The organism is Kytococcus schroeteri (assembly GCF_002847825.1).
Taxonomy (GTDB): Bacteria; Actinomycetota; Actinomycetes; order Actinomycetales; family Dermatophilaceae; genus Kytococcus; species Kytococcus schroeteri.
In genome coordinates, this window is the sequence record NZ_PKIZ01000002.1 from 109,909 (window position 1) to 129,465 (window position 19,557).

Below are 19,557 nucleotides of genomic sequence, written 5' to 3' on the forward strand. Positions count from 1 at the left end.
CCTCGCCGGCCTCAGGCCTCCTCGCCTGCGCGCAGCAGGCCCACGAGGCGTTCGAGTTCCGCGCCCGCGGGCAGGGTCGGGCGCAGCGTGACGCCGTTGCCGGCGTGGAAGAAGGCACCCCCCACCACGGCGGGGTCGAGCCCCTGCCAGGCGGCGAACGCCTGCCGGTAGCAGGCCAGCTGCACCGCGGCCACGGCCGCCTGCTGCCCACCGGGCGCGGACGAGGTCTTCCAGTCCACCACCACCCACTCCAGGCCCTCGGCCCGTTCGGCGGGTGAGGCCGGGAAGATCGCGTCGGCACGCCCGCGGACGGTCAGGCCCGCCACGGTGGTCTGCAGCGGCAGCTCCACCCAGCGCGGCACGCGGTCGGCCCACTCGCTGGCCCGGAAGTTCTCCCGCAGACGCTTCAGCTCGTCGCCGGGCGCGTCCGGGGCGGTGCCACCGTGGTCCTGGGGCCCGTCGGCCCACACCAGCTCGTCCTCGTCCTGTGTGGCGTCGAACAGCTGGGCCGGCGCCCACTGGGCCTCCACCCAGGCGTGGAAGTCCGTGCCCCGCCGGGCTGCCCGCGCCGGTGGCGTGGGCACGGGGCGGGCCAGGAGGCGGCGGGCCTGCGGGTCGCGGGCCACGGCCACCAGGGCGCTGGTGCTCACGTGGCGGGGCAGCGCGTGGCCGGGCCGGTCCACGGCGTCGCGCTCGGCGAGCAACAGGCGCACGTCCTGGCGGAAGGCCAGCAGGTCGGCGCGGGTGGCGTCGTCGAGGCCGTCCCAGCCCGGCTCGGCGCCCGGTCGCGTGGCCAGGGCCGTGCCCACCTCGGCGGCGGCGGCCGCGTGCGCGTGGTGCACCAGGTCGGCGACCTGCTCGCGGGGCCACGGCGCGGTGACCGGCTCGGCCCGCACGGGGTTCTCCGGCACCGGGTCGGTCGGAGGCATCGGCGCCCAGGCACCCACGGCGCACCGGTCGAGCACCTCGGTGAGGAAGTCGCTCGTGGGCGTGGGGGCGGCAGACTCCCCCCAGACCGATGCCGTGAGGTGCAGCCAGGAGCGCGCCCGGGTGACGCCCACGTAGGCCAGGCGCCGTTCCTCCTCGAGGGCGCGCGCCCCGTTGGCCCGGCCGAAGTCCTCCATCGCGGCGTCGAAGTCCGCCTTGTCCGCATCGGGCGGGAGGGTCCAGACCGGCAGGGACGGGGAGTCGCCGCGCAGCGCGAAGGGCAGCTGGCCGCTGGCCGGGGCCCACCAGGCGCTGTCGGTGGCCGGCCCCGCCACCCACTCGTCGTCCACGGCGCGCACGGTGCCGGTGCCGCTGGGGAAGGTGCCGGCCACCAGCCCGGGCACCCACACGGCATCCCACTCCAGGCCCTTGGAGGCGTGCACGGTGAGCACCTGCACGGCGTCAGGGTCCACCTCCACCGCGCCGGGCTCCAGCGCGCCGTCGTGCTCCTCGGCGGCGTCGAGCCAAGCCATGAGCGCCGAGAGGCTCGGCTCGCGGGTGCCGGCCTCGGCGAAGGTGGCCACGTGCTCGTGGAAGGCATCCAGGTGCGCCCGCGCCCGCCACACCGGCAGGTCCACCCGCGAGGCGAGCTCCACGTCCACGCCGAGGGCCTGCTCGGCCACCAGCGCCAGCTCGCCCACCCCGCGGTGCTGCGCGCCCAGGCACTGCGTCACGGCCTCGGCGAGCACGGCCAGCCGAGACCGGGCGGTCTCCCCGACGTGCTCGCCCTCCGGCCCGGTCCAGTCGGGGTCCACGGGGGTGAGCACGGCATCGAGCAGGGTGACCTGCGTCTGCAGCTGGTCGCGCCGCTCGGCCAGCCCCTCGTCACCGCGGGGGCGGGTGTTCCAGCGGCGCTCGAGCTCCCGACGCCAGGCGTGCAGGCCCACCAGGTCGGCCGCCCCGAGGCGGGTGGCCGGGCCGGTGAGCAAGCGCACCAGGTGGTCGCCGCGGGTCGGGTCGTCCACCACCGCCAGCAGGGCGCGCACGTCGGCCACCTCGGGCACCAGGAGCAACCCGCCCAGACCCACCACCTCGTAGGGCAACCCGGCGGCCTCCAACGCCTCGGTGACCAGTGGGAACCACGACCGCTTGCGGCAGAGCACCGCGGCCGAGGCCTCCCCGGGACGCCAGTGCCGGCCCAGCCAGGCCGCCCCCTCGGCGGCCTCCTGCGCCGGTGTGGTGCTGCGTACCGCGCTCACCACCGACTCCCCGTGGTGGCCGGGGCGGGGCGAGAGCTCGGGCAGGTCGAGGCGACTGGCCGCCCGCAGCGGCGCCGCCACGGCGTTGGCCACCTCGAGCACCTGCGGGGAGTTGCGCCAGCTCACCGAGAGCGAACGCTGCGTGGCACCGAAGGCCTCCACGAAGGACTCCATGGTGCGCGCCGAGGCCCCCCGGAAGCCGTAGATGGACTGGTGCGGGTCGCCCACGGCGGTGACGCTCACCCCGGCGTGGCCGGCGAACACCCCGCGCACCACCTGCAGCTGCGCCTCGGTGGTGTCCTGGAACTCGTCCAGCAGCACCGCCCGGCTGCGGGCCCGCTCCACCCGACCCACGGCCCGGTGGCCGCCGGCGAGCAGCGCCGAGAGCCGCGTCTGGTCGGAGAACTCGATGACCTGCCGCTCGGCCTTGACCTCCTGCCAGCGCTGCACCAGCGGCACCAGCGCGCGGCGGGCGGCGAGCGTCGCGCGCGCCCTGGTCACCGCGGCCGCCTCCTTGCCGCCCCGCACCGAGGCCACGGTGTCCAGCAGCGCATCGATGCGGTCGAGCTCGGCCTCCACCTGCGCGCCGGTCACGAGGTGGTCGCCCATCTGCCCGGCCAGGGTGCGCACGCCCTGCACCACCGACCCGATGGAGGTCAGCCCCTCGGGCAGGTCGCCCGGCCAGGCGGTGGCCAGGTCGGTGACGCCCTGCCACGCCTCCACCTCCGAGAGCACACGGGCACCGGGCTCCACGCCCACCCGCAGGCCGTGCTCGGCCACGATGCCGCCGCTCCACGCGTTGTACGTGGAGACCACCGGCGGCTGCAGCTCCTCCTCCCCGAGCACCCCGGCCCGGGCGAGCGCCTCGAGCCGCGCGCCGAGCCGTTCGGAGAGCTCCGCGGCGGCCTTGCGGGTGAAGGTCAGGCCGAGCACCTGGTCGGGCCGCACCACGCGGTTGGCCACGAGCCACACCACGCGGGCGGCCATGGTCTCGGTCTTGCCCGACCCGGCACCGGCCACCACGAGCTGCGCCGGCGCCGTGCACTCGATGACGGCGGCCTGCTCCGGAGTGGGCCGGTGCTGGCCGAGTACGTCGGCGAGGTCGGCGGCGCTCCAGCGCCGGCCGGCCGGCCGCGCTCCGGACCCCTGCGCCGGGTCGGTGGTGCCGGTGGGCTCGCTCATGCGACCTCCTTGCCCTCGGGGCGGGCCGGGCAGCTGGACCGGACGGGGCAGTGCCGGCAGGCCTCCCCCACCGTGGCGACGTGGCGGGCCTGCACCATCCCCACGCCGGCCTCGGCCACCCGGGCACGGTGGTCCACCGGCCCGTCGGCGAGGGCCGGCTGACGCCGGTCGATGGTGCCCACCTTCTCGCCGGAGTCGAGCTGCACCAGGGAGGCACCACCGGAGTGGTCACCGGCCTCGAAGGCCCCGGCCTCCACGGCCACCTGGTAGGCCCCCAGCTGGGCGTTGTCCGGCAGGTCCTTGGGCGAACCCACGTGGCCGGTCTTGAGGTCGGCCACGTGCAGCGCACCACTGCCGGGGTGGCGCTCCAGCCGGTCCACCCGGCCGGTGAGGCGCACCCCCTCGGCCTCCACGCGCAGCGCGAGCTCGGTTCCCACGAGCTCGCGGCCGCACTCGCGGCGGTAGACGTCGTAGCGGCGCAGCCACTGCGCCATCCGCTCGCCCTCCCGGCGCGACCACCACACCTCCGGCGAGCCGAGCTCCTCCCGCCGGCGTGCGGCCTCGGCCCGCAGCTCCTCCAGCGGGGCCTCGGGGTGCTCGGCCAGCAGGTCGTGGAGCAGCGTTCCGATCTCCTGCGCGCGACCGGGCGGGGTGCTGCCGCCGTGGGTGGTGAGGAACCACTTGAGGCCGCAGTCCTGCCAGGTGCCCAGTGAGGAGGGGCGCACCACCGGCAGCGTGCCGGGTGCCCAGGGGGCCTCGGCGGAGGACACCTGGCGCAGTGCCCACCACGCCTCGGGGTGGGCGTGGGGCACCTCGGCCCGCACCAGGGCGGCGAGCTCGGCGGCCCACGCAGCACGGGCCCCGGGGTCGGTGCGGGCCGTACCGGCACCCGCGGGTTCGTCGGCCTCGGGCACGGCGCCCGCGGCGTGCAGGAGCTCGCGCCGGGCGTGCGCCACCTGGTGGCGCAGGTCCACCGGCACCGACCACGGCGCGAACTCGCGCTGCTCCACCCCCTCGGGCAGCGGGTCCACGAGGTCGAGGAAGGGCGAGGGGGTCTCCTCGGCGTCCCGCACCGCCGTGACCACGAGGCGCCGGGTGGCCCGGGTGCAGGCCACGAGGAACTGCCGTAGCTCGTCGTGGCGCACGGCTGCCAGCTCCTCGGCGATGCCGCCGGTGCGCCCCTCGACCAGCTCCACCAGCCGCGAGGACCCCACGAGCGATCCGCGCAGCCGCAGGTCCGGCCACACCCCGGTCTGCACACCGACCACGGCCACCACCTCCCACTCCCGCCCGGCGGCGGCCTGCGGGGTGAGCACCTGCACGGCCTCCCGCTCCCGCCCCAGCACGAGGGAGTCGCGCGCCACCTGCGAGGAACGCATCCGCTCGGTGAACACCTCCGGCCCGGCGCCGGGGTGCCGCTCGACGAACTGCTCGGCCGCGGCGAAGAGCCCCAGCACGGCGTCGAGGTCGCGGTCGGCGCGCTGCCCGGCCACCCCGCCGGCCAGGGCCTGCCGCTGCCAGGAGGCCGAGACCCCCAGCCCGTCCCACACCGCCCAGAGCACCGTCTCGGCATCGACCCCGACCGCCCAGCCGCGTCCACCGGCGGCCCGCGGCGCAGCGGCCACCCCCGCCTGCAGGGCGGTGGCCAGCCGGCGCAGGGCGCCGGTCTCCGCACCGCGCCGCTCCCAGGGGTGGGCCGGGTCGGTCACCGCGGCCACGAGCAGCTCCCCGCTCGTGGCGCGTGAGTCGGTGCCCGCCTCGGCCCGCAGCACCCGCCGCAGCCGCCGCACCGAGGAGCTGTCCAGGCCCCCCACCGGCGAGGTGAGCCAGCGCGTCACCCGCGCCTCGTCCACCACGGGTGCCGCCGGGTCGTCGGTGCCCTGCCGCGCGAGGTCGAGCGCCGCGTCCACGAGGTCGAGCACCGTGGACACCACCGGCTGGCTGCCCGCGGGCTGCCCGCCGCCGGAGACCTGCACCGGCACCCCGGCCCGCTCCAGGGCCCGTCGCACCTGCTCGGTGCGCCCGCGCCCGCGCGCCAGCACGGCCATGCGGCGCCAGGGCACGCCACCCATCACGTGCTCACGACGCAGCAGGGTGGCCACCTGCGCGAGCTCCGCGTGCGCGCTGGGCAGCACGAGCGCCTCGGCCCGCTCGCCGTCGTCCCCCTCCTGCGCCGGTGCGGGACGCCGGTGCGCCACCGCCGTGGCCCCGATGCGGGCGGTCACCCGGTCGGCCACGGCGCGCAGCACCGGCCCGTGCCGGACCGAACGCCCCAGCACCTCCGGCTCCGGGTCACCCGCCCACTCCACGAAGGCCCCCGGGCGGGCACCCCGGAAGCCCTGCACGGCGGCGTCCGGGTCGCCCACCAGCACCCACCGCGCGTCCGGCGCCCGTACGGCCAGGGCGTCCAGCAGCGCCTGCGTCCCGGCCGTGAGCTCCTGCGCGTCGTCCACGAGCACCAGCCGCAGCGGCTCGGCCACCACCTGCGCCAGCGCGTCGTCCACCACCAGCAGGTCCGCGGCGGCGGCCACCACCCACGCCGCGTCCACCGCCTGGTGGTCGGCGAGCGCCGTGACCTGCTCGTACTCCCGCATCAGGCCCGCCGCGGCGCGCCACAACCCCGACGTGCCGCACTCCCCCTGCTGGTCGTCCAGCGCGGCGAGCTCCCCGGCGGTGACCCCGTGCTCCACCGCACGCATGAACAGGTCCCGCACCTGGTCGCGGAAGCCCTGCGTGCCCACCGCCGCCCGCACCTCCTCGGGCCAGCCTGCGGCGGCGAAGGCCGCGTCGTCACCGGCCACGCCGGCCAGCAGGTCGGCCAGCACCGCGTCCTGGTCGGCGCCCGTGAGCAGGCTCGGCGGCTCGGCCCCGGTGAGCCGCGCGTGGTGGCTGAGCACGGAGAACCCGAAGGCCTGGTGCGAGTAGACGGGCATGCCGGTGGCACCCCGCTGCCAGCGCTCCTCGAGCCGCTCGCGCAGCATCGATGCCGTGAGACGCGAGGGCGCCAGCACGAGCACCTCCGAGAGGTCTCCCCCGCCCTCGAGGTGGGCCAGGACCTCCTCGACCACCCGGGTGGAGCGGCCGGTGCCGGGGGCACCGAGCACGAGGTGGGCGCGGGGCGAGGGGGTCATGCCCCCATCGGACCACGGGCCACCGACAACCTCCGGCCCGGGCCGACTCACCAGACGGGCAGCTCGGGGTCGACCTCGCGCGCCCACTGCGTGAGGCCGCCGTCCAGGAGGAAGACCCCACCGAAGCCCTGCGCGTGCAGCTGGCGCGCGGCCTCCGCCGAGCGGCGCCCGTTGCGGCAGTAGACCACCACGTTGTCGTGCGGCCCGAAGACCTCCTTGGCCTTCCCCTCGCGCACCTCGTCCAGCGACAGGTGGAAGGAGCCGTCCAGGGCCACCACCTCGCGCTCGTGCTCTCCGCGCACGTCGAGCAGCACGAAGGGCTCGAACTCCTCCCGGTTCTGCATCATCTGCTGGAGCGTCGAGGCGTCGAGCTCCGGCGGCTGCCACAGCTCGTCGGCCGGCGGCAGCGTGATGGCGCCGGTGTGCGCCCAGGCCCGCTCGCTCGAGGCCGCGGGACGGCACACGGGGCACTGCGGGTCGGCGGCGCGGCGGTCGTCGGTCCACTGCTGGGTGAGGGTGTCCACCTGCAGGATCCACCCCAGCAGCGGCTCGCCGAGGGCCAGCAGGAGCTTGAGCGCCTCGCTGGCCATGACCATGCCCACCTGGCCGGTCACCGGGCCGAACACGCCGGACTCGGTGAACGACAGCGCCGAGGAGCTCGGCGGCTCGAAGTCCGGGGTGCACTCCGAGCAGGGCCCGTGCGGCGCCCACCAGGTGGCCACGCGCCCGCTGAACTGCTCGACGGCGCCCCACACGTGGGGCACGGCCAGCTCCGCCGCGGTGCGGGCGATGACGCGGCGCGCCTCGGGCGTGTCGGTGCAGTCCACGATGACGTCGTAGCGCTCCAGCAGCTCCAGGGCGTTCTCCGACGTGACGTAGCCGTCCACCATCCGCACGTCCACCCGGTCGTTGATGCGGTGCACACCCGCGGCGGCCGCCTCCACCTTCGGCCGTCCCACCCACTCGGTGCCGAAGATGGGCTTGCGCTGGAGGTTGGAGAGCTCCACCGGGTCCACGTCCACCACGAGCAGCTCCCCCACGCCGGCCCCGGCGAGGTACTCCAGCACCGGGGAGGCCAAGCCACCCAGACCCACCACGGCCACCCGGGCGGCCGACCAGCGGCGCTGCCCCACCATGCCGATGCCGGGGGTGGCGATGTTGCGGGCGTAGCGCTGCACCGTGGCGCGGTCGAACTCGGGGGCCATGTCGGCCAGGGGGGTGCCGGGGCCGGCCATCCGCCGCTCGGGCGGGGTCGACGGGGCGGTCTGGTCGGGGGCGACGGTGGACATGGCCTCCACCCTAGGCGTCAGGGCGCCGGAGCACACGACATACGCTGGGGCAGGACCCATCCCCCGAGGTGAAGACGAGGTTTGAGCATGGACATCCGCATCGGCATCCGCGAGGTCGCCCGCGAGGTCACGATCGACGTCGACCAGCCCGCCGCCGAGGTGCGCGCAGCCGTGCAGGCCGCCCTCGAGGGCAGCACCCCGGTGCTGGAGCTCACCGACGCCCAGGGCCGCTCCGTGATGGTGCCCAGCGCCCAGATCGGCTACGTGGACCTCGGCAGCGAGGACCGTGGCCGCGTGGGCTTCGGCACCGCCTGAGCCCCCACCGCCCGACGCCGCGCCCCTCCCCCGGTGGCGCGGCGTCGTCGTGCACCGGCCCCAGGTGCCGCGGTGCCCCTAGGATGGCCCGGACACCCGGTGCCCGGTCGGCACACCGTGAACGGGGCGCGACGCCCCCGGTCCGCAGCAGCGCAGACGCGCGCGGACACCCAGAGAGACCTCCGATCGGCCCGCAGACAGCGCCCCACCGGCGCCCGATCAGGAGATCCATGAGCGACAAGACCTTCGCCGACTTCGGCATCCACCCCGAGATCGCCGCCGCCCTCTCCGAGGCCGGCATCACCACGCCCTTCCCCATCCAGGCGATGACGCTCCCGGTGGCCCTGGACCGCCAGGACATCATCGGCCAGGCCAAGACCGGTACCGGCAAGACGCTCGGTTTCGGCGTGCCGATGGTGCACCATGTGGTGGCCCCCAAGGACCCGGGCTTCGACGCCCTGGAGCAGCCCGGCGCCCCGCAGGCCCTGGCCGTGGCCCCCACCCGTGAGCTCGCCCTGCAGGTGGCCAGCGACCTCGAGCGCGCCGCCGCCCAGCGCGGCATCCGCGTGCTCACCGTCTACGGCGGGCGTGCCTACGAGCCGCAGATCGAGGCCCTGGAGCGCGGCGTGGAGATCGTGGTGGGCACCCCCGGCCGCCTCATCGACCTGGCCGAGCGCGGCCACCTGACCCTGGCCCACGCGCGGACCGTGGTGCTCGACGAGGCCGACGAGATGCTCGACCTGGGCTTCCTGCCGGACGTGGAGAAGCTGCTCTCCCTCACGCCGGCCGGCCGCCAGACGATGCTGTTCTCCGCCACCATGCCCGGCGCCGTGGTGGCCATGGCACGCCGCTACATGAACCAGCCCACCCACATCCGGGCCATGGAGGAGGTGCCCGGCGCGGGCGCCACCGTGGAGGCGATCGACCAGTTCGTCTACCGCGCCCACGCCATGGACAAGGTGGAGATGCTGGCCCGCCTGCTGCAGTCGAAGGGCCGCGGCCTGTCGATCGTGTTCACCCGCACCAAGCGCACCGCCGCCAAGGTGGCCGAGCAGCTCGTGGAGCGCGGCTTCGCGGCGGCGGCCATCCACGGCGACCTCGGCCAGGGGGCCCGCGAGCAGGCCCTGCGCGCCTTCCGCACCGGCAAGGTGGACGTGCTCGTGGCCACCGACGTGGCGGCCCGCGGCATCGACGTGGACGACGTCACCCACGTGGTCAACTACCAGTGCCCCGAGGACGAGAAGACCTACCTGCACCGCATCGGCCGCACCGGCCGCGCGGGCAAGCAGGGCACGGCCGTGACCCTCGTGGACTGGGACGACCTGCACCGCTGGGCGCTCATCAACCGGGCGCTCGACCTGGGCGCCCCGGAGCCGGCGGAGACCTACTCCACCTCCCCGCACTTCTACGCCGACCTGCAGATCCCCACCGACGTCACCGGTGAGCTCCCGGACGCCCAGCGCACCCGCGCGGGCCTGGACGCCGAGCGCCTCGACGAGGCGGGGGACCTGAAGTCCGCCCGGAAGCCCGAGGGCGGACGCGGTGGCCGAGGCGGGCGCGGCGGCTCGGGCGGGCGTGGCCGGCGAGGCGGCCAGGGCGGCCGTGGCCGCGGCGGTCGGGGCCGCGGCGGTCGGGGCGAGCAGCGCAACGCCTCGGGGGGCGACGCCCGCACCACCCCGGTGTCCGAGTCCCCCGAGGGCGGGGCGCGCCGGCCGCGTCGTCGCCGTCGCACCCGCGGCGGGTCCGCCTCCTCCGAGGGCTGAGGCCCAGCGGCGCAGGGCCCGGCCTCAGCGGCGCAGGAACTCCTCCCACACCTCCAGCGGGGTCGTGTTCTCCGCCAGGAGGTTGGGCTTGCCCGTGCCGTGGTAGTCGCTGGACCCCAGTGGCACCAGGCCGAGCGACTCGGCCCACCCGGCGGCGCGGCGTCGTTCCTCGGCGTCGTGCTCGCGGTGGCGCACCTCGAGGCCGGCCAGCCCCAGCTCCACCAGCTCCTCCACCTCTTCGCGGGTGACGTTGCGGCCGCGCGTGCCGGTGAGCGGGTGCGCGAGGGCCACGACGCCCCCGGAGGCCTCGGCGGCCCGCAGCACGTCCGCGGCGTCGGGCACCGGGTGGTGCAGGTGATAGCGCCCGCCGCGCCGCAGCGGTCCGGCGAAGGCCTCGTCACGGTCCCGGACCACCCCGGCGGCCACGAGCGCGTCGGCGATGTGGGGGCGCCCCGGCGTGGCGCCCGGCGGCACGTGCGCCCACACCTGCTCGGTGGTCCACCCGGTGTCCTCGGCCACCAGCTGCGCCATCCGGTCCATGCGTCGGTGGCGCCCCTCCACGGTCGCGCGCAGCAGCGCCACCAGGGCGGGACTGTCAGCGGGCACCCGGTGCACCAGCAGGTGCACGGGCACCGGCCGGTCGGGGCGCGGCACCTGCGCGCTCACCTCGATGCCGGGGTGCACCCGGATGCCGTACCGCTGGCCGGCCGCCAGCGCCTCGGACCAGCCGGCGGTGGTGTCGTGGTCGGTGAGCGCCACCGCCCCGAGCCCCAGCTCGGCGGCGCGGCGGACCACCTCGGCGGGTGGCTGCGTGCCGTCCGAGGCGGTGGAGTGGGTGTGCGGGTCGACCTGCCCGCCGAGGCCGCTCACGTCTCCACCACGCGGCTGGCCTTGCGCTCCGAGCGGCTCATGCCCGCCAGCGCACGGTGCGCCCACGTGCCCAGGCTGACCCCGGCGGCCAGGGCCAGGCCGCTGGCCACGGCGCTGAGCAGCTCCTGCAGCCCGGCGAAGTAGGTGGCGGGGTCGTTGTCCATGAGCTTGAACAGCCCGCGGTAGACCGCCCCACCCGGCAGGAAGGGCGCGATGACGGCCGTGGTGAGCGCCAGCGAGGGCACGTGCAGGCCGCCGGCCAGCCAGTGGGCCAGGAAGCTCACCATGGCCACCGCCAGCATCACGCGCGTCTCGTAGGTGAACCCGCCCACCTGGAGCGCCCAGAAGAGCAGGAACGCGGTGCCGCCGAGCGCGGAGGACAGGAAGGCCGCACGCAGCGAGGCGTAGGTGGCGATGGCCGAGAAGAAGCAGAACACCATCGAGCTGATGACCAGGGTGGCCAGGTCCTCCGAGAGGTAGGACCGGGTGAGCACCGTCATTCCGATGCCCGCCCGCCGCGCCGCGTCGAGCACCAGGGAGACGCCGATGGCGACGCCGGCGGTCATGACCACCACCTCCAGGGCCCGCGCCCCGGCGGTGACGTAGTACCCGTCGAGGGCGTCCTGCGCGGTGCCCACCACGCCGAGGCCGGCCAGCAGCACGATGATGCCGGCGGCCACGATGAGCGAGGGGTACTGGTCGCCCGGCGGGTCGAGCCCGATGCCCCACAGGTGGAGGTCCTCGCGTTCCACCACGTAGATGGCCACCGCCACCATCGTCGGGATGGCGGACGCCACGATCTGGGCGAAGAAGGGCGGCAGCCCCCACCGGCCCAGGCGGGCCAGCACCTGGTCGATGGCCAGGGTGGAGAAGAAGGTGAGCACCCAGGTGACCTGGTCGGCGCCGAGCAGCGCGGAGATGGCCGCACCCATCATCGCCAGGGCCACGCTGGCCACCCACGGCCGGTAGGGGCGGGGCGCGTGGAGGATCTCCTCCAGCCGGGCCGAGGCCGACTCCAGCTCCCCGGGGTGCTCGGCCAGGTCGTTGACGAAGGCCTGGAGCCGCTCCACGGCCATGAAGTCGTAGGTGCGGGCGCGCACCACGCGCATCACCGACAGGGGGTCCTCCCCCATGCCGCGGTGGATGCTCACCGTGATGGAGGTGAAGGTGATGTCCACGTGGGCCGAGCGCACGCCGAAGGCGGAGGTGAGGCGCAGCACGGTGGCCACGACGTCGGCGGCGGGGGTGCCGGCACCGAGCAGGGCCTCACCGGTGCGCAGCGAGAGGTCGATGATCTGGCGGCCGCGGCGCTCGTCGAGGTCGCGGTCGCCGGACTCCACCATCGGCACCGGCGAGGCGGAGCTGGGGCGGACCACGTCGGCCAGCCGGATGACGCGGCGTCGCGTGCTGCCGCGTACCGTGCCGGGCGCCAGCTGCTGCTGCACCCCGGGCGCCAGAGCGACGTCCTCGGAGAGGCCGGTGGTGAGGTTGGTGGTCGGCGCCACGCCCGGCGGGACCGGGCCCTCCCCCTCGGTGCCGCCGGGGGCGGTGGTGGTCGGGGCACCGGTCTGGACGGGGTTCAGGACCGTGGTGGCCGCGGGCTGCGGAGCGGTCTCGGACTGCGCACCCCGGGCCACCGACGACAACGAACGGGGCGTACGCGAGGGAGACACGCGGGACACTCTCACCCGGAGGGGGCTTCGGAGACAAGTTCCGTCGCACCCCGTGGACGTGGGCACCGAAGAGGGGCCCGGGGCCGAGTTCGGCACCGGTGCCGAACTCGGCCTGACCCGGCATCGAGAACCGCACCGGTGCCGAACTCGGCCTGACCCGGCATCGAGAACCGCACCGGTGCTGAACTCGACTGTCGAGTTCAGCACCGGTGCGGAGGTGGGTTGGGGTGTCCGGTCGAGAACGGCACCGGTGCCGTTCTCGGCGCCGGGGTCGGCCACCGTGTGCAGCGTGGTGCATGACACACTGGCCGGGTGAGTGAAGAGCAGCCGAAGCAGGACCACCGCAGCCGTCCGGACTCCGAGAACTTCCGCGCGTTCATCGCCGCGGACTGGGCCGAGCGCGACCTCTCCGGGGTGCGCCCGCTGGAGGCCGCCCAGTACGCCGCGCCCCGCCGCACCGCCCTGGCCGAGAAGTTCCCCGAGCAGACCCTCGTGGTGCCCGCCGGCGGCCTCAAGGTGCGCTCCAACGACACCGACTACGTGTTCCGCCCGCACTCGGCCTTCGCCCACCTCACCGGCCTGGGCGCCGACCGCGAGCCGGACGCCGTCCTGGTGATCCGCACCGGCGAGGCCGGCAGCGAGCCCGAGGCGGTCTTCTACTTCCGGCCGATGGCGGCCCGTGACTCCGAGGAGTTCTTCGCCGACTCCCGCTACGGCGAGTTCTGGGTGGGCCCGCGCCCGGTGGAGGAGGACATCCGCCGCGAGCTCGGCCTGGACGCCCGCCACGTGGACCGTCTGGAGGCCGACCTGGCCGCCGACGCCGACCGCCTGCGCGTGGTGCCGGACGCCGACCGCGACGTGACCGAGCTGGTGCGCCGGGTGCGCGGCGACGCCGCCGACGACGCCTCGGCCACCGAGCGCGACGACGAGCTCGCCCACGCCTGCTCCGTGCTGCGCCTGGTCAAGGACGACTGGGAGGCCGACCAGATGCGCGAGGCCGTCCGGGCCACCGGGCGCGCCTTCGACGCCGTCATCGAGAACCTCGACGAGGCGGTGCGGCGTGGCCGCGGCGAGCGCTGGGTGGAGGGCGTCTTCGGCCTGCACGCCCGCCACGCCGGCAACGGGGTGGGGTACGACTCCATCGTGGCCTCCGGCGACCACGCCAACACGCTGCACTGGATCCGCAACACCGGCGACCTGGACCCGAACGAACTGCTGCTGCTGGACGCCGGCGTGGAGCTGGACTCCCTGTTCACCGCCGACGTGACGCGCACGCTGCCCATCGGCGGCACCTTCACCGACGCCCAGCGCAAGGTCTACGACGCGGTGTACGCCGCGCAGGAGGCCGGCATCGCCGCGGTGAAGCCGGGCAACAAGTTCGGCGACGTGCACGCCGCGGCCATCCGCGTGATCGCCGAGCACCTGCACGAGTGGGGCCTGCTCCCCGAGGGCGTGTCCGTGGAGGACACCCTCGCCCCCGAGGGCCAGTACCACCGCCGCTGGATGGTGCACGGCACGAGCCACCACCTGGGCATCGACGTGCACGACTGCGCGCTGGCCCGCCGCGAGGAGTACATGGGCGCCGAGCTGGTGCCGGGCATGTGCCTGACCGTGGAGCCGGGCCTGTACTTCAAGGCCGACGACCTCAAGGTGCCCGAGGAGTTCCGCGGCATCGGCGTGCGCATCGAGGACGACGTGCTGGTCACCGGAGACGGCTGCGAGAACCTCTCGGGCTTCATGCCCCGCACCTCGGCGGACGTCGAGGCGTGGATGAAGCGCCTGCGCGGCTGAGCCACGCACCGCCGGAGGGCCGGGTGGGGGGTCTCCCCGCCCGGCCCTCCTCGCGTCGCGGGGTGGGGCCGGACGTAGGCTGGCGGGCATGCCGACCGCTGCGAGGGACAGCTCCGTGAGGGCCTGCGTCCTCACGGTCTCCGACCGGGTCTCCCGCGGGGAGCGCGAGGACCGCTCCGGGCCGCTCGCCCGCGACCTGCTCACGTCCGGGCTGGGGGACCTGCTCGAGGGGGTGGACCTGCGCGTGGTGCCCGACGGCGAGGACCCCGTCCGCGAGGCCGTGGCCGCCGCCCTGCGCGAGGGGGCCCGCCTCGTGGTGACCACCGGCGGCACCGGCGTCTCGCCGCGTGACCGCACCCCCGAGGGCACCGCTCCCCTGCTGGACCGCGAGCTGCCCGGGGTGGCCACAGCCCTGCACGCCGCCGGCGCCGAGGCCGGCCCGCACGCCCTGCTGACCCGCGGCCTGGTGGGCGTCGTCGATGCCGGGCCCGGTGCCCCCGGCGCCCTGGTGGCCAACCTGCCCGGCAGCACCGGCGGCGTGCGCGACGGCCTGGCGGTGCTCCTGCCGCTGGTGCCCCACGTGCTCGACCAGCTCACCGGAGGTGACCACGCATGAGCGACCCGGCCATCGTCCACACGGCCGTCACCGACGAGCCGCTGGACGCCGACGCCCTGGAGGCCGCGGTGCTCGACCCCGCGCACGGCGCCGTGACGCGCTTCGTGGGCCGGGTGCGCGACCACGACCCGGAGGCCGCCGGCGAGGTGGTGGCCCTGGACTACAGCAGCCACCCCGACGCACCCGCCGTGCTGCGCCGCATCACCGCCGAGGTGCTCCGAGAGCATGACGCCGGCGGCGTGACCCGGGTGGCGGTGGCGCACCGCACCGGGCACCTGGAGGTCGGCGACGTCGCCATCGTGGTGGCCGTGGCCTCCGCGCACCGCGCCCCCACCTTCGCCGTCTGCTCGGCGCTGGTGGAGGCCGTGAAGGCCGGGCTGCCGGTGTGGAAGCACCAGCACGAGGCCGACGGGCGGGCCGTGTGGTCCGGGCTCGGGCTCGACGCCCGGGACGCTCCGCTGGACGACGCGCCACCGACCGAGGGCTCGCGGGCCGGCGCCGCGGAGGGGTCCTCGTGACCGGGCTCGTGGACCGCTTCGGCCGGGTGCACACCGACCTGCGCATCTCCCTCATCGACAAGTGCAACCTGCGCTGCACCTACTGCCTGCCCGCCGAGGGCGTGCCCTGGCTGCCCAAGGACGAGCTGCTGACGCGCGAGGAGATCCGCGCCGTGGCGGCAGTGGCCGTGGAGTGCGGCATCACCGAGATCCGCCTCACCGGCGGGGAGCCGCTGCTACGCCGCGACCTCACCGAGCTCGTGGGCGACCTTGCCACCCTCGAGGGCGAGGACGGGCCGGTGGAGCTCTCACTCACCACCAACGGCATCGGGCTGGACAAGGTGGCCCCCGCCCTGGCCGAGGCCGGGCTGGCGCGGGTCAACGTCAGCCTCGACACCCTGGACCCGGCGCTCTTCCACCGGATGACGCGCCGCGACCGGCACGCCGACGTGCTGGCCGGCATCGACGCCGCGCTGGCGGCCGACCTGCGACCGGTGAAGGTCAACACCGTGCTCATGCGCGACCAGAACGACCACGAGGCCGCCGACCTGCTCGCCTGGGCGGTCGAGCGCGGGGTGGAGCTCCGCTTCATCGAGCAGATGCCGCTGGACGCCGGGCACACGTGGACCCGCGAGGGCATGGTGACCCGCGAGGAGGTGGTGGCCGCGCTGTCCGAGCGCTTCGAGCTCACGGAGCTGCCCGGCCGCGGCGCGGCCCCGGCCGAGCGTTTCCTCGTGGACGGCGGGCCGGCCACCGTGGGCGTCATCGCCTCGGTGACCGCCCCCTTCTGCGGGGCCTGCGACCGTCTGCGCCTCACGGCCGACGGGCAGCTGCGCTCGTGCCTCTTCGCCCGCTCGGAGACCGACCTGCGCGGACCGTTGCGCGACGGCGCCACCTCCGAGGAGCTGGCCGCGCTCTTCCGCGAGGCGACGCTCGGCAAGCAGCCGGGGCACGGGATCGACGACCCGGGTTTCCTGCAACCGCCGCGGCCGATGAGCGCCATCGGCGGCTGAGCAGCCGGACGGGTTCGAGCCGGGGGGTCAGCCCCGCTCGGCGAGCTCCCAGCGCCAGAGGTGGCCGGGGCACTCGGCGCCCACCTCGCTCGGCCCCCGGCCACCGCGTGACGCGCGGTCACAACCGCTCGCAGACCCTGCAGATCCGTCTGAACCCCGAGGAGCTCGAGGCCCTCGTGCTCTCGGTGGCCTGAGCGGACGGCCCCGGTCAGCCGCCGGCGAAGGGCGGCAGCACGTCAACCAACGCGCCCTCACGCACGGGGGTCGAGGGGTCGTCGACCCGCATCCCGTCCACGAGCACCGCGCACCGGCCCACCACGCGCCCCAGGCGCTCCCCGTGGCGGGCGGTCGCATCGGCCAGCAGCTCACCCAGCGTGGCGCCGGCGTACTCGCCCTCGGCGCAACCGGCTGCCTCCCCGGCGGCTGCGAACCAGCGCACCCGGGCCGTCACCGTGCACCGTCCCGGGTCACCTCGGTGAGCGGCCCCTCCTGGGCCAGCCGCTCGATGCGAGCCGTGGCCTCCTCGAGCGTCAGGGCCGGGTCGTGCTCCAGTGCGCGCCCCACCAGGTAGGTGGTCACCGGCACCAGCGGGCGCTCCACCCTGCGGGCCACCACGGTGGCGATGCGGTGCAGGGTCGGCACGTCCACGTGCCCGGGCGGCAGCCCGAGCCGGTCGGCGGCGCGGGCGGCCCAGGCGTCCCACCGGGCGGGGTCCTCGGCCAGGTCGTGCGGTCGGCGGTCGCTCATGCGTCTCCTCCGGGGTTGAGGCGCGCCGTCCAGCGCGCGTGGTCCTCCCAGGTGTCCACGTCCTCGACGTCGCGCTCGTCGGGCAGGTCCACCGGGTGCAGGTCAAGCTCCCCCACCAGCTGCCGCACCGAGCGGTCGGTCGGGTCACCCAGCGCCTCGGCGGCGCGCAGCAGCGCTTCGCGCCGGTAGAGCGCGGCCAGCCACTGCCGGTGCCCGCCGGCGTCCACCGGCGCGAAGCCGTCGGCCCCGCCGAGCCCGCCACCGTCCACGTCGGCCAGCACCTCGGCCACCCCGGCGGCCTGCAGCAGCAGCGGCACCACCCGGGCCAGGCCGGGCGCGTCGGTGGCCAGCACCAGCACCCACGGGGCGGGGTCCCCGGCAGCGGCCAGTGCGTGCAACCCCGCCACGATGCCGGCGGCGGGCCCCGAGCGCGGCGGCTCCTCCACCGTGCGCAGCACCCCCTCGGGCACGTCCACGTCACCCACCACCACGGTGCGAGTGGCACCGGTGGTGGCCGTGAGCACGCGGTCGAGCAGGCGCTCGCCGGCCAGGTCCACGTCGGCCTTGGAGACACCGCCGAGCCGCTCGCCCGCGCCGCCGGCCAGCACCACGGCGTCGTGCACGAGTCCGCCCAGCGGCTGCGCAGGCGCCTCCGCGGGGGTGGCGCGCGGCGCGCGTGTCGCCGGGCTCACGCCTGCTCCTCGCGCACCCAGGTGCCGCTGCGGCCACCCTCCTTGCGCACCAGGCGCACGTCCGCCAGGTGGGCCGAGCGGTCGGTGCCCTTGACCATGTCGATCACCGACAGCGCGGCCACGCTCACGCTGGTGAGCGCCTCCATCTCCACCCCGGTGCGGTCGGCGGTGCGCACGGTGGCCTCCACCTCCACGCCGTCGTCCACGAGCTGCAGGTCCACCACCACGCCGTGCACGCCGATGACGTGGGCCAGCGGCAGCAGGTCCGGGGTGCGCTTGGCCGCGGCGATGCCGGCGATGCGGGCCACCGCCAGCACGTCGCCCTTGGGCACCGTGCCGTCGCGCAGCATCGACACCACCTCCGGCGCGCAGACCACCCTGCCGCGGGCGGTGGCGGCGCGGACGGTGGGCTCCTTGGCGGTCACGTCCACCATCCGGGCCTGCCCGGCGGCGTCGAGGTGGGTGAAGCGGGGCTCGGTCATCGGATGCTCCTCAGGGTCAGCAGGTCGCCGGCGGTCACGTGGGTGGTGTCCTCGGGAACCTCCACCACGGCGTCGGCCAGAGCCAGGGCGGTCACCATGTGCGATGCCGAGCCGCGCCGGTGGGCGGGCACGGCCACCCGGCGGCCGGTGGCGTCGGTGGAGGTCACCACTGGCAGCACCTGGCGGCGCCCGGGCGGGCAGTCCCAGTCGGCCCCGGCCACCGCCACCTGCGGCACCGGGTCCGGCAGGCCCAGCAGCACACGCATCGCGGGGCGCACGAACATCTCGAAGGACACGGCCGCCGAGAGCGGGTTTCCCGGCACGGCCACCAGCGGCGTGCCGGCCCAGACGGCGTGGCCCTGCGGCTTGCCCGGCTGCATGCGCACGTGCACGAAGCGCCCGGCCACCCCACGCGCCCCGGCCTGCGCGGACCCGTCCCCCAGCACGATGCGGGTGACGTCGTGGTCGCCCACGCTCACCCCGCCGCTGAGCAGCAGCAGGTCGCACCGGGTGGCCAGCTCGTCGAGGCGGGCGGCGAAGGACTCGGCGTCGTCGGGCACCACCGGGCCGGTCACCACCTCGGCGCCTGCTCCCGCAGCGAGCGCCGCCAGGTGCACGGCGTTGCTCTCGTGCACCTGCCCCCGGCCCAGCGGTCGACCAGCGGGCACCAGCTCGTCACCGGTGGCCACCACGCCCACCACCGGGCGGCGGCGCACGCACACGGTGGCCACCCCGGCCCCGGCCAGGGCACCCAGCGCCCCGGGGGTCAGCAGCGTGCCCGCGGGCAACACCTCGTCGCCGGCGGCCAGGTCCTCACCGGCGTGGCGCACGTGCGCACCGACCCCACCGCGGGGCGCGGACACCACGCGCACCCGCTCGGTGGGCCCGGACACACGCTCCAGCTGCTCCACCGGCACCACGGTGTCGGTGTCGGTGGGCACCGGCGCCCCGGTCATGATCCGCACGCACTCACCGGGCCCCACCGCGGGGTCGTCCGGGCACCCCGCGGGCACCTCGCCCACCACCACGAGCACCACGCCGGCGCCGTCCTCGCCCTGTCCGGCACCGAGCAGCGGCCCCAGGTCGGCGCCGCGCACGGCGATGCCGTCCATGGCCGAGTTGGCGAGCGGTGGCACGGCCCCCGCCGCCCGGGCCGGCTCGGCCAGCACCCGCCCGGCAGCGTCCGGGACCGCCACCTCCTCGGGGCCGGTGGGTCCGGGAAGCAGGGCGAGCACCTCGGCGCGGTACTCCTCCACGGTCAGCACCTCGCGGCGGGTGGTGGTCACTCGGCTCCCATCGGGTCGTTCACG

At 76.1% G+C, this 19,557-nt stretch carries 16 protein-coding genes; 6 read left to right on the forward strand and 10 right to left on the reverse strand.

The window, feature by feature from the left end; translation table 11 throughout:
• Positions 1–11: 11 nt before the first annotated feature.
• From CYJ76_RS01675 to CYJ76_RS01685, 3 genes are read right to left on the reverse strand one after another with little or no spacing between them, the layout of a single operon-like run.
• Positions 12–3,368 carry an ATP-dependent DNA helicase gene (locus CYJ76_RS01675; RefSeq protein ID WP_101849066.1) on the reverse strand — a complete coding sequence of 1,119 codons (3,357 nt, stop codon included), beginning with the start codon at positions 3,366–3,368 and terminating at the stop codon, positions 12–14.
• Positions 3,365–6,499 carry an ATP-dependent helicase gene (locus CYJ76_RS01680; RefSeq protein ID WP_101849067.1) on the reverse strand — a complete coding sequence of 1,045 codons (3,135 nt, stop codon included), beginning with the start codon at positions 6,497–6,499 and terminating at the stop codon, positions 3,365–3,367. Before CYJ76_RS01680 ends, CYJ76_RS01675 begins: the two co-directional genes overlap by 4 nt.
• Before the next feature lie 47 nt (positions 6,500–6,546).
• Positions 6,547–7,788, reverse strand: coding sequence for a ThiF family adenylyltransferase (locus CYJ76_RS01685; protein ID WP_180802173.1), 1,242 nt, complete (start codon positions 7,786–7,788; stop codon positions 6,547–6,549).
• Positions 7,789–7,875: 87 nt separating this feature from the next.
• Here CYJ76_RS01685 and CYJ76_RS01690 point away from each other — a divergent pair, with 87 nt between their 5' ends.
• Together CYJ76_RS01690 and CYJ76_RS01695 are read left to right on the forward strand one after the other, a co-directional pair.
• Positions 7,876–8,103 (forward strand): DUF3107 domain-containing protein, encoded by a 228-nt coding sequence (locus tag CYJ76_RS01690; protein ID WP_070705273.1) that lies wholly within the window; start codon positions 7,876–7,878, stop codon positions 8,101–8,103.
• A gap of 230 nt (positions 8,104–8,333) precedes the next feature.
• Positions 8,334–9,866, forward strand: coding sequence for a DEAD/DEAH box helicase (locus CYJ76_RS01695; protein ID WP_101849069.1), 1,533 nt, complete (start codon positions 8,334–8,336; stop codon positions 9,864–9,866).
• 24 nt (positions 9,867–9,890) lie between these two features.
• Here CYJ76_RS01695 and CYJ76_RS01700 read toward each other — a convergent pair whose 3' ends face one another.
• Entirely contained in the window at positions 9,891–10,736 is an 846-nt protein-coding gene (locus tag CYJ76_RS01700; protein ID WP_101849070.1) for a PHP domain-containing protein, read from the reverse strand.
• Positions 10,733–12,409: a threonine/serine exporter family protein gene (locus CYJ76_RS01705; protein ID WP_144043012.1), complete on the reverse strand. Its 1,677-nt coding sequence runs from the start codon at positions 12,407–12,409 to the stop codon at positions 10,733–10,735. The genes CYJ76_RS01700 and CYJ76_RS01705 overlap by 4 nt, the downstream gene beginning before the upstream one ends.
• 312 nt (positions 12,410–12,721) lie before the next feature.
• Here CYJ76_RS01705 and CYJ76_RS01715 point away from each other — a divergent pair, with 312 nt between their 5' ends.
• The 4 genes from CYJ76_RS01715 to moaA all read left to right on the forward strand — a co-directional run bounded on the left by CYJ76_RS01715 (position 12,722) and on the right by moaA (position 16,326).
• Positions 12,722–14,200 carry an aminopeptidase P family protein gene (locus CYJ76_RS01715; RefSeq protein ID WP_070705766.1) on the forward strand — a complete coding sequence of 493 codons (1,479 nt, stop codon included), beginning with the start codon at positions 12,722–12,724 and terminating at the stop codon, positions 14,198–14,200.
• Positions 14,201–14,288: 88 nt separating this feature from the next.
• The gene (locus tag CYJ76_RS01720; RefSeq protein ID WP_101849073.1) at positions 14,289–14,816 is read left to right on the forward strand and encodes a MogA/MoaB family molybdenum cofactor biosynthesis protein; all 528 of its coding nucleotides are present in this window, start codon (positions 14,289–14,291) and stop codon (positions 14,814–14,816) included.
• A complete protein-coding gene (locus CYJ76_RS01725; protein ID WP_101849074.1) occupies positions 14,813–15,334 on the forward strand; it encodes a molybdenum cofactor biosynthesis protein MoaE in 522 nt (173 codons plus the stop codon). Before CYJ76_RS01720 ends, CYJ76_RS01725 begins: the two co-directional genes overlap by 4 nt.
• A complete protein-coding gene (gene moaA / locus CYJ76_RS01730; protein WP_070705627.1) occupies positions 15,331–16,326 on the forward strand; it encodes a GTP 3',8-cyclase MoaA in 996 nt (331 codons plus the stop codon). The genes CYJ76_RS01725 and moaA overlap by 4 nt, the downstream gene beginning before the upstream one ends.
• A 208-nt stretch (positions 16,327–16,534) precedes the next feature.
• Here the strand turns inward: moaA and CYJ76_RS01735 are convergent, their stop codons facing one another.
• Genes CYJ76_RS01735 through CYJ76_RS01755 form a run of 5 tightly spaced genes read right to left on the reverse strand, consistent with a single transcriptional unit; the run spans position 16,535 to position 19,533 of the window.
• Positions 16,535–16,777 carry a MoaD/ThiS family protein gene (locus CYJ76_RS01735; RefSeq protein ID WP_070705626.1) on the reverse strand — a complete coding sequence of 81 codons (243 nt, stop codon included), beginning with the start codon at positions 16,775–16,777 and terminating at the stop codon, positions 16,535–16,537.
• Positions 16,774–17,073 (reverse strand): DUF6457 domain-containing protein, encoded by a 300-nt coding sequence (locus CYJ76_RS01740; RefSeq protein WP_101849075.1) that lies wholly within the window; start codon positions 17,071–17,073, stop codon positions 16,774–16,776. The genes CYJ76_RS01735 and CYJ76_RS01740 overlap by 4 nt, the downstream gene beginning before the upstream one ends.
• Positions 17,070–17,765 carry a molybdenum cofactor guanylyltransferase gene (gene mobA / locus CYJ76_RS01745; protein ID WP_238138111.1) on the reverse strand — a complete coding sequence of 232 codons (696 nt, stop codon included), beginning with the start codon at positions 17,763–17,765 and terminating at the stop codon, positions 17,070–17,072. Before mobA ends, CYJ76_RS01740 begins: the two co-directional genes overlap by 4 nt.
• The gene (gene moaC, locus CYJ76_RS01750) at positions 17,762–18,247 is read right to left on the reverse strand and encodes a cyclic pyranopterin monophosphate synthase MoaC (protein ID WP_070705846.1); all 486 of its coding nucleotides are present in this window, start codon (positions 18,245–18,247) and stop codon (positions 17,762–17,764) included. Before moaC ends, mobA begins: the two co-directional genes overlap by 4 nt.
• Positions 18,244–19,533, reverse strand: a complete 1,290-nt coding sequence (locus CYJ76_RS01755) for a molybdopterin molybdotransferase MoeA (protein ID WP_101849076.1) — start codon at positions 19,531–19,533, stop codon at positions 18,244–18,246. The genes moaC and CYJ76_RS01755 overlap by 4 nt, the downstream gene beginning before the upstream one ends.
• Positions 19,534–19,557 lie beyond the last annotated feature (24 nt).

Coding starts and splice junctions, on each gene's coding strand:
- CYJ76_RS01675 (WP_101849066.1), bottom strand. CDS start 3,368: ATGAGCGAGCCCACCGGCACCACCGACCCGGCGCAGGGGTCCGGAGCG.
- CYJ76_RS01680 (WP_101849067.1), bottom strand. CDS start 6,499: ATGACCCCCTCGCCCCGCGCCCACCTCGTGCTCGGTGCCCCCGGCACC.
- CYJ76_RS01685 (WP_180802173.1), bottom strand. CDS start 7,788: ATGTCCACCGTCGCCCCCGACCAGACCGCCCCGTCGACCCCGCCCGAG.
- CYJ76_RS01690 (WP_070705273.1), top strand. CDS start 7,876: ATGGACATCCGCATCGGCATCCGCGAGGTCGCCCGCGAGGTCACGATC.
- CYJ76_RS01695 (WP_101849069.1), top strand. CDS start 8,334: ATGAGCGACAAGACCTTCGCCGACTTCGGCATCCACCCCGAGATCGCC.
- CYJ76_RS01720 (WP_101849073.1), top strand. CDS start 14,289: ATGCCGACCGCTGCGAGGGACAGCTCCGTGAGGGCCTGCGTCCTCACG.
- CYJ76_RS01725 (WP_101849074.1), top strand. CDS start 14,813: ATGAGCGACCCGGCCATCGTCCACACGGCCGTCACCGACGAGCCGCTG.
- CYJ76_RS01740 (WP_101849075.1), bottom strand. CDS start 17,073: ATGAGCGACCGCCGACCGCACGACCTGGCCGAGGACCCCGCCCGGTGG.
- moaC (WP_070705846.1), bottom strand. CDS start 18,247: ATGACCGAGCCCCGCTTCACCCACCTCGACGCCGCCGGGCAGGCCCGG.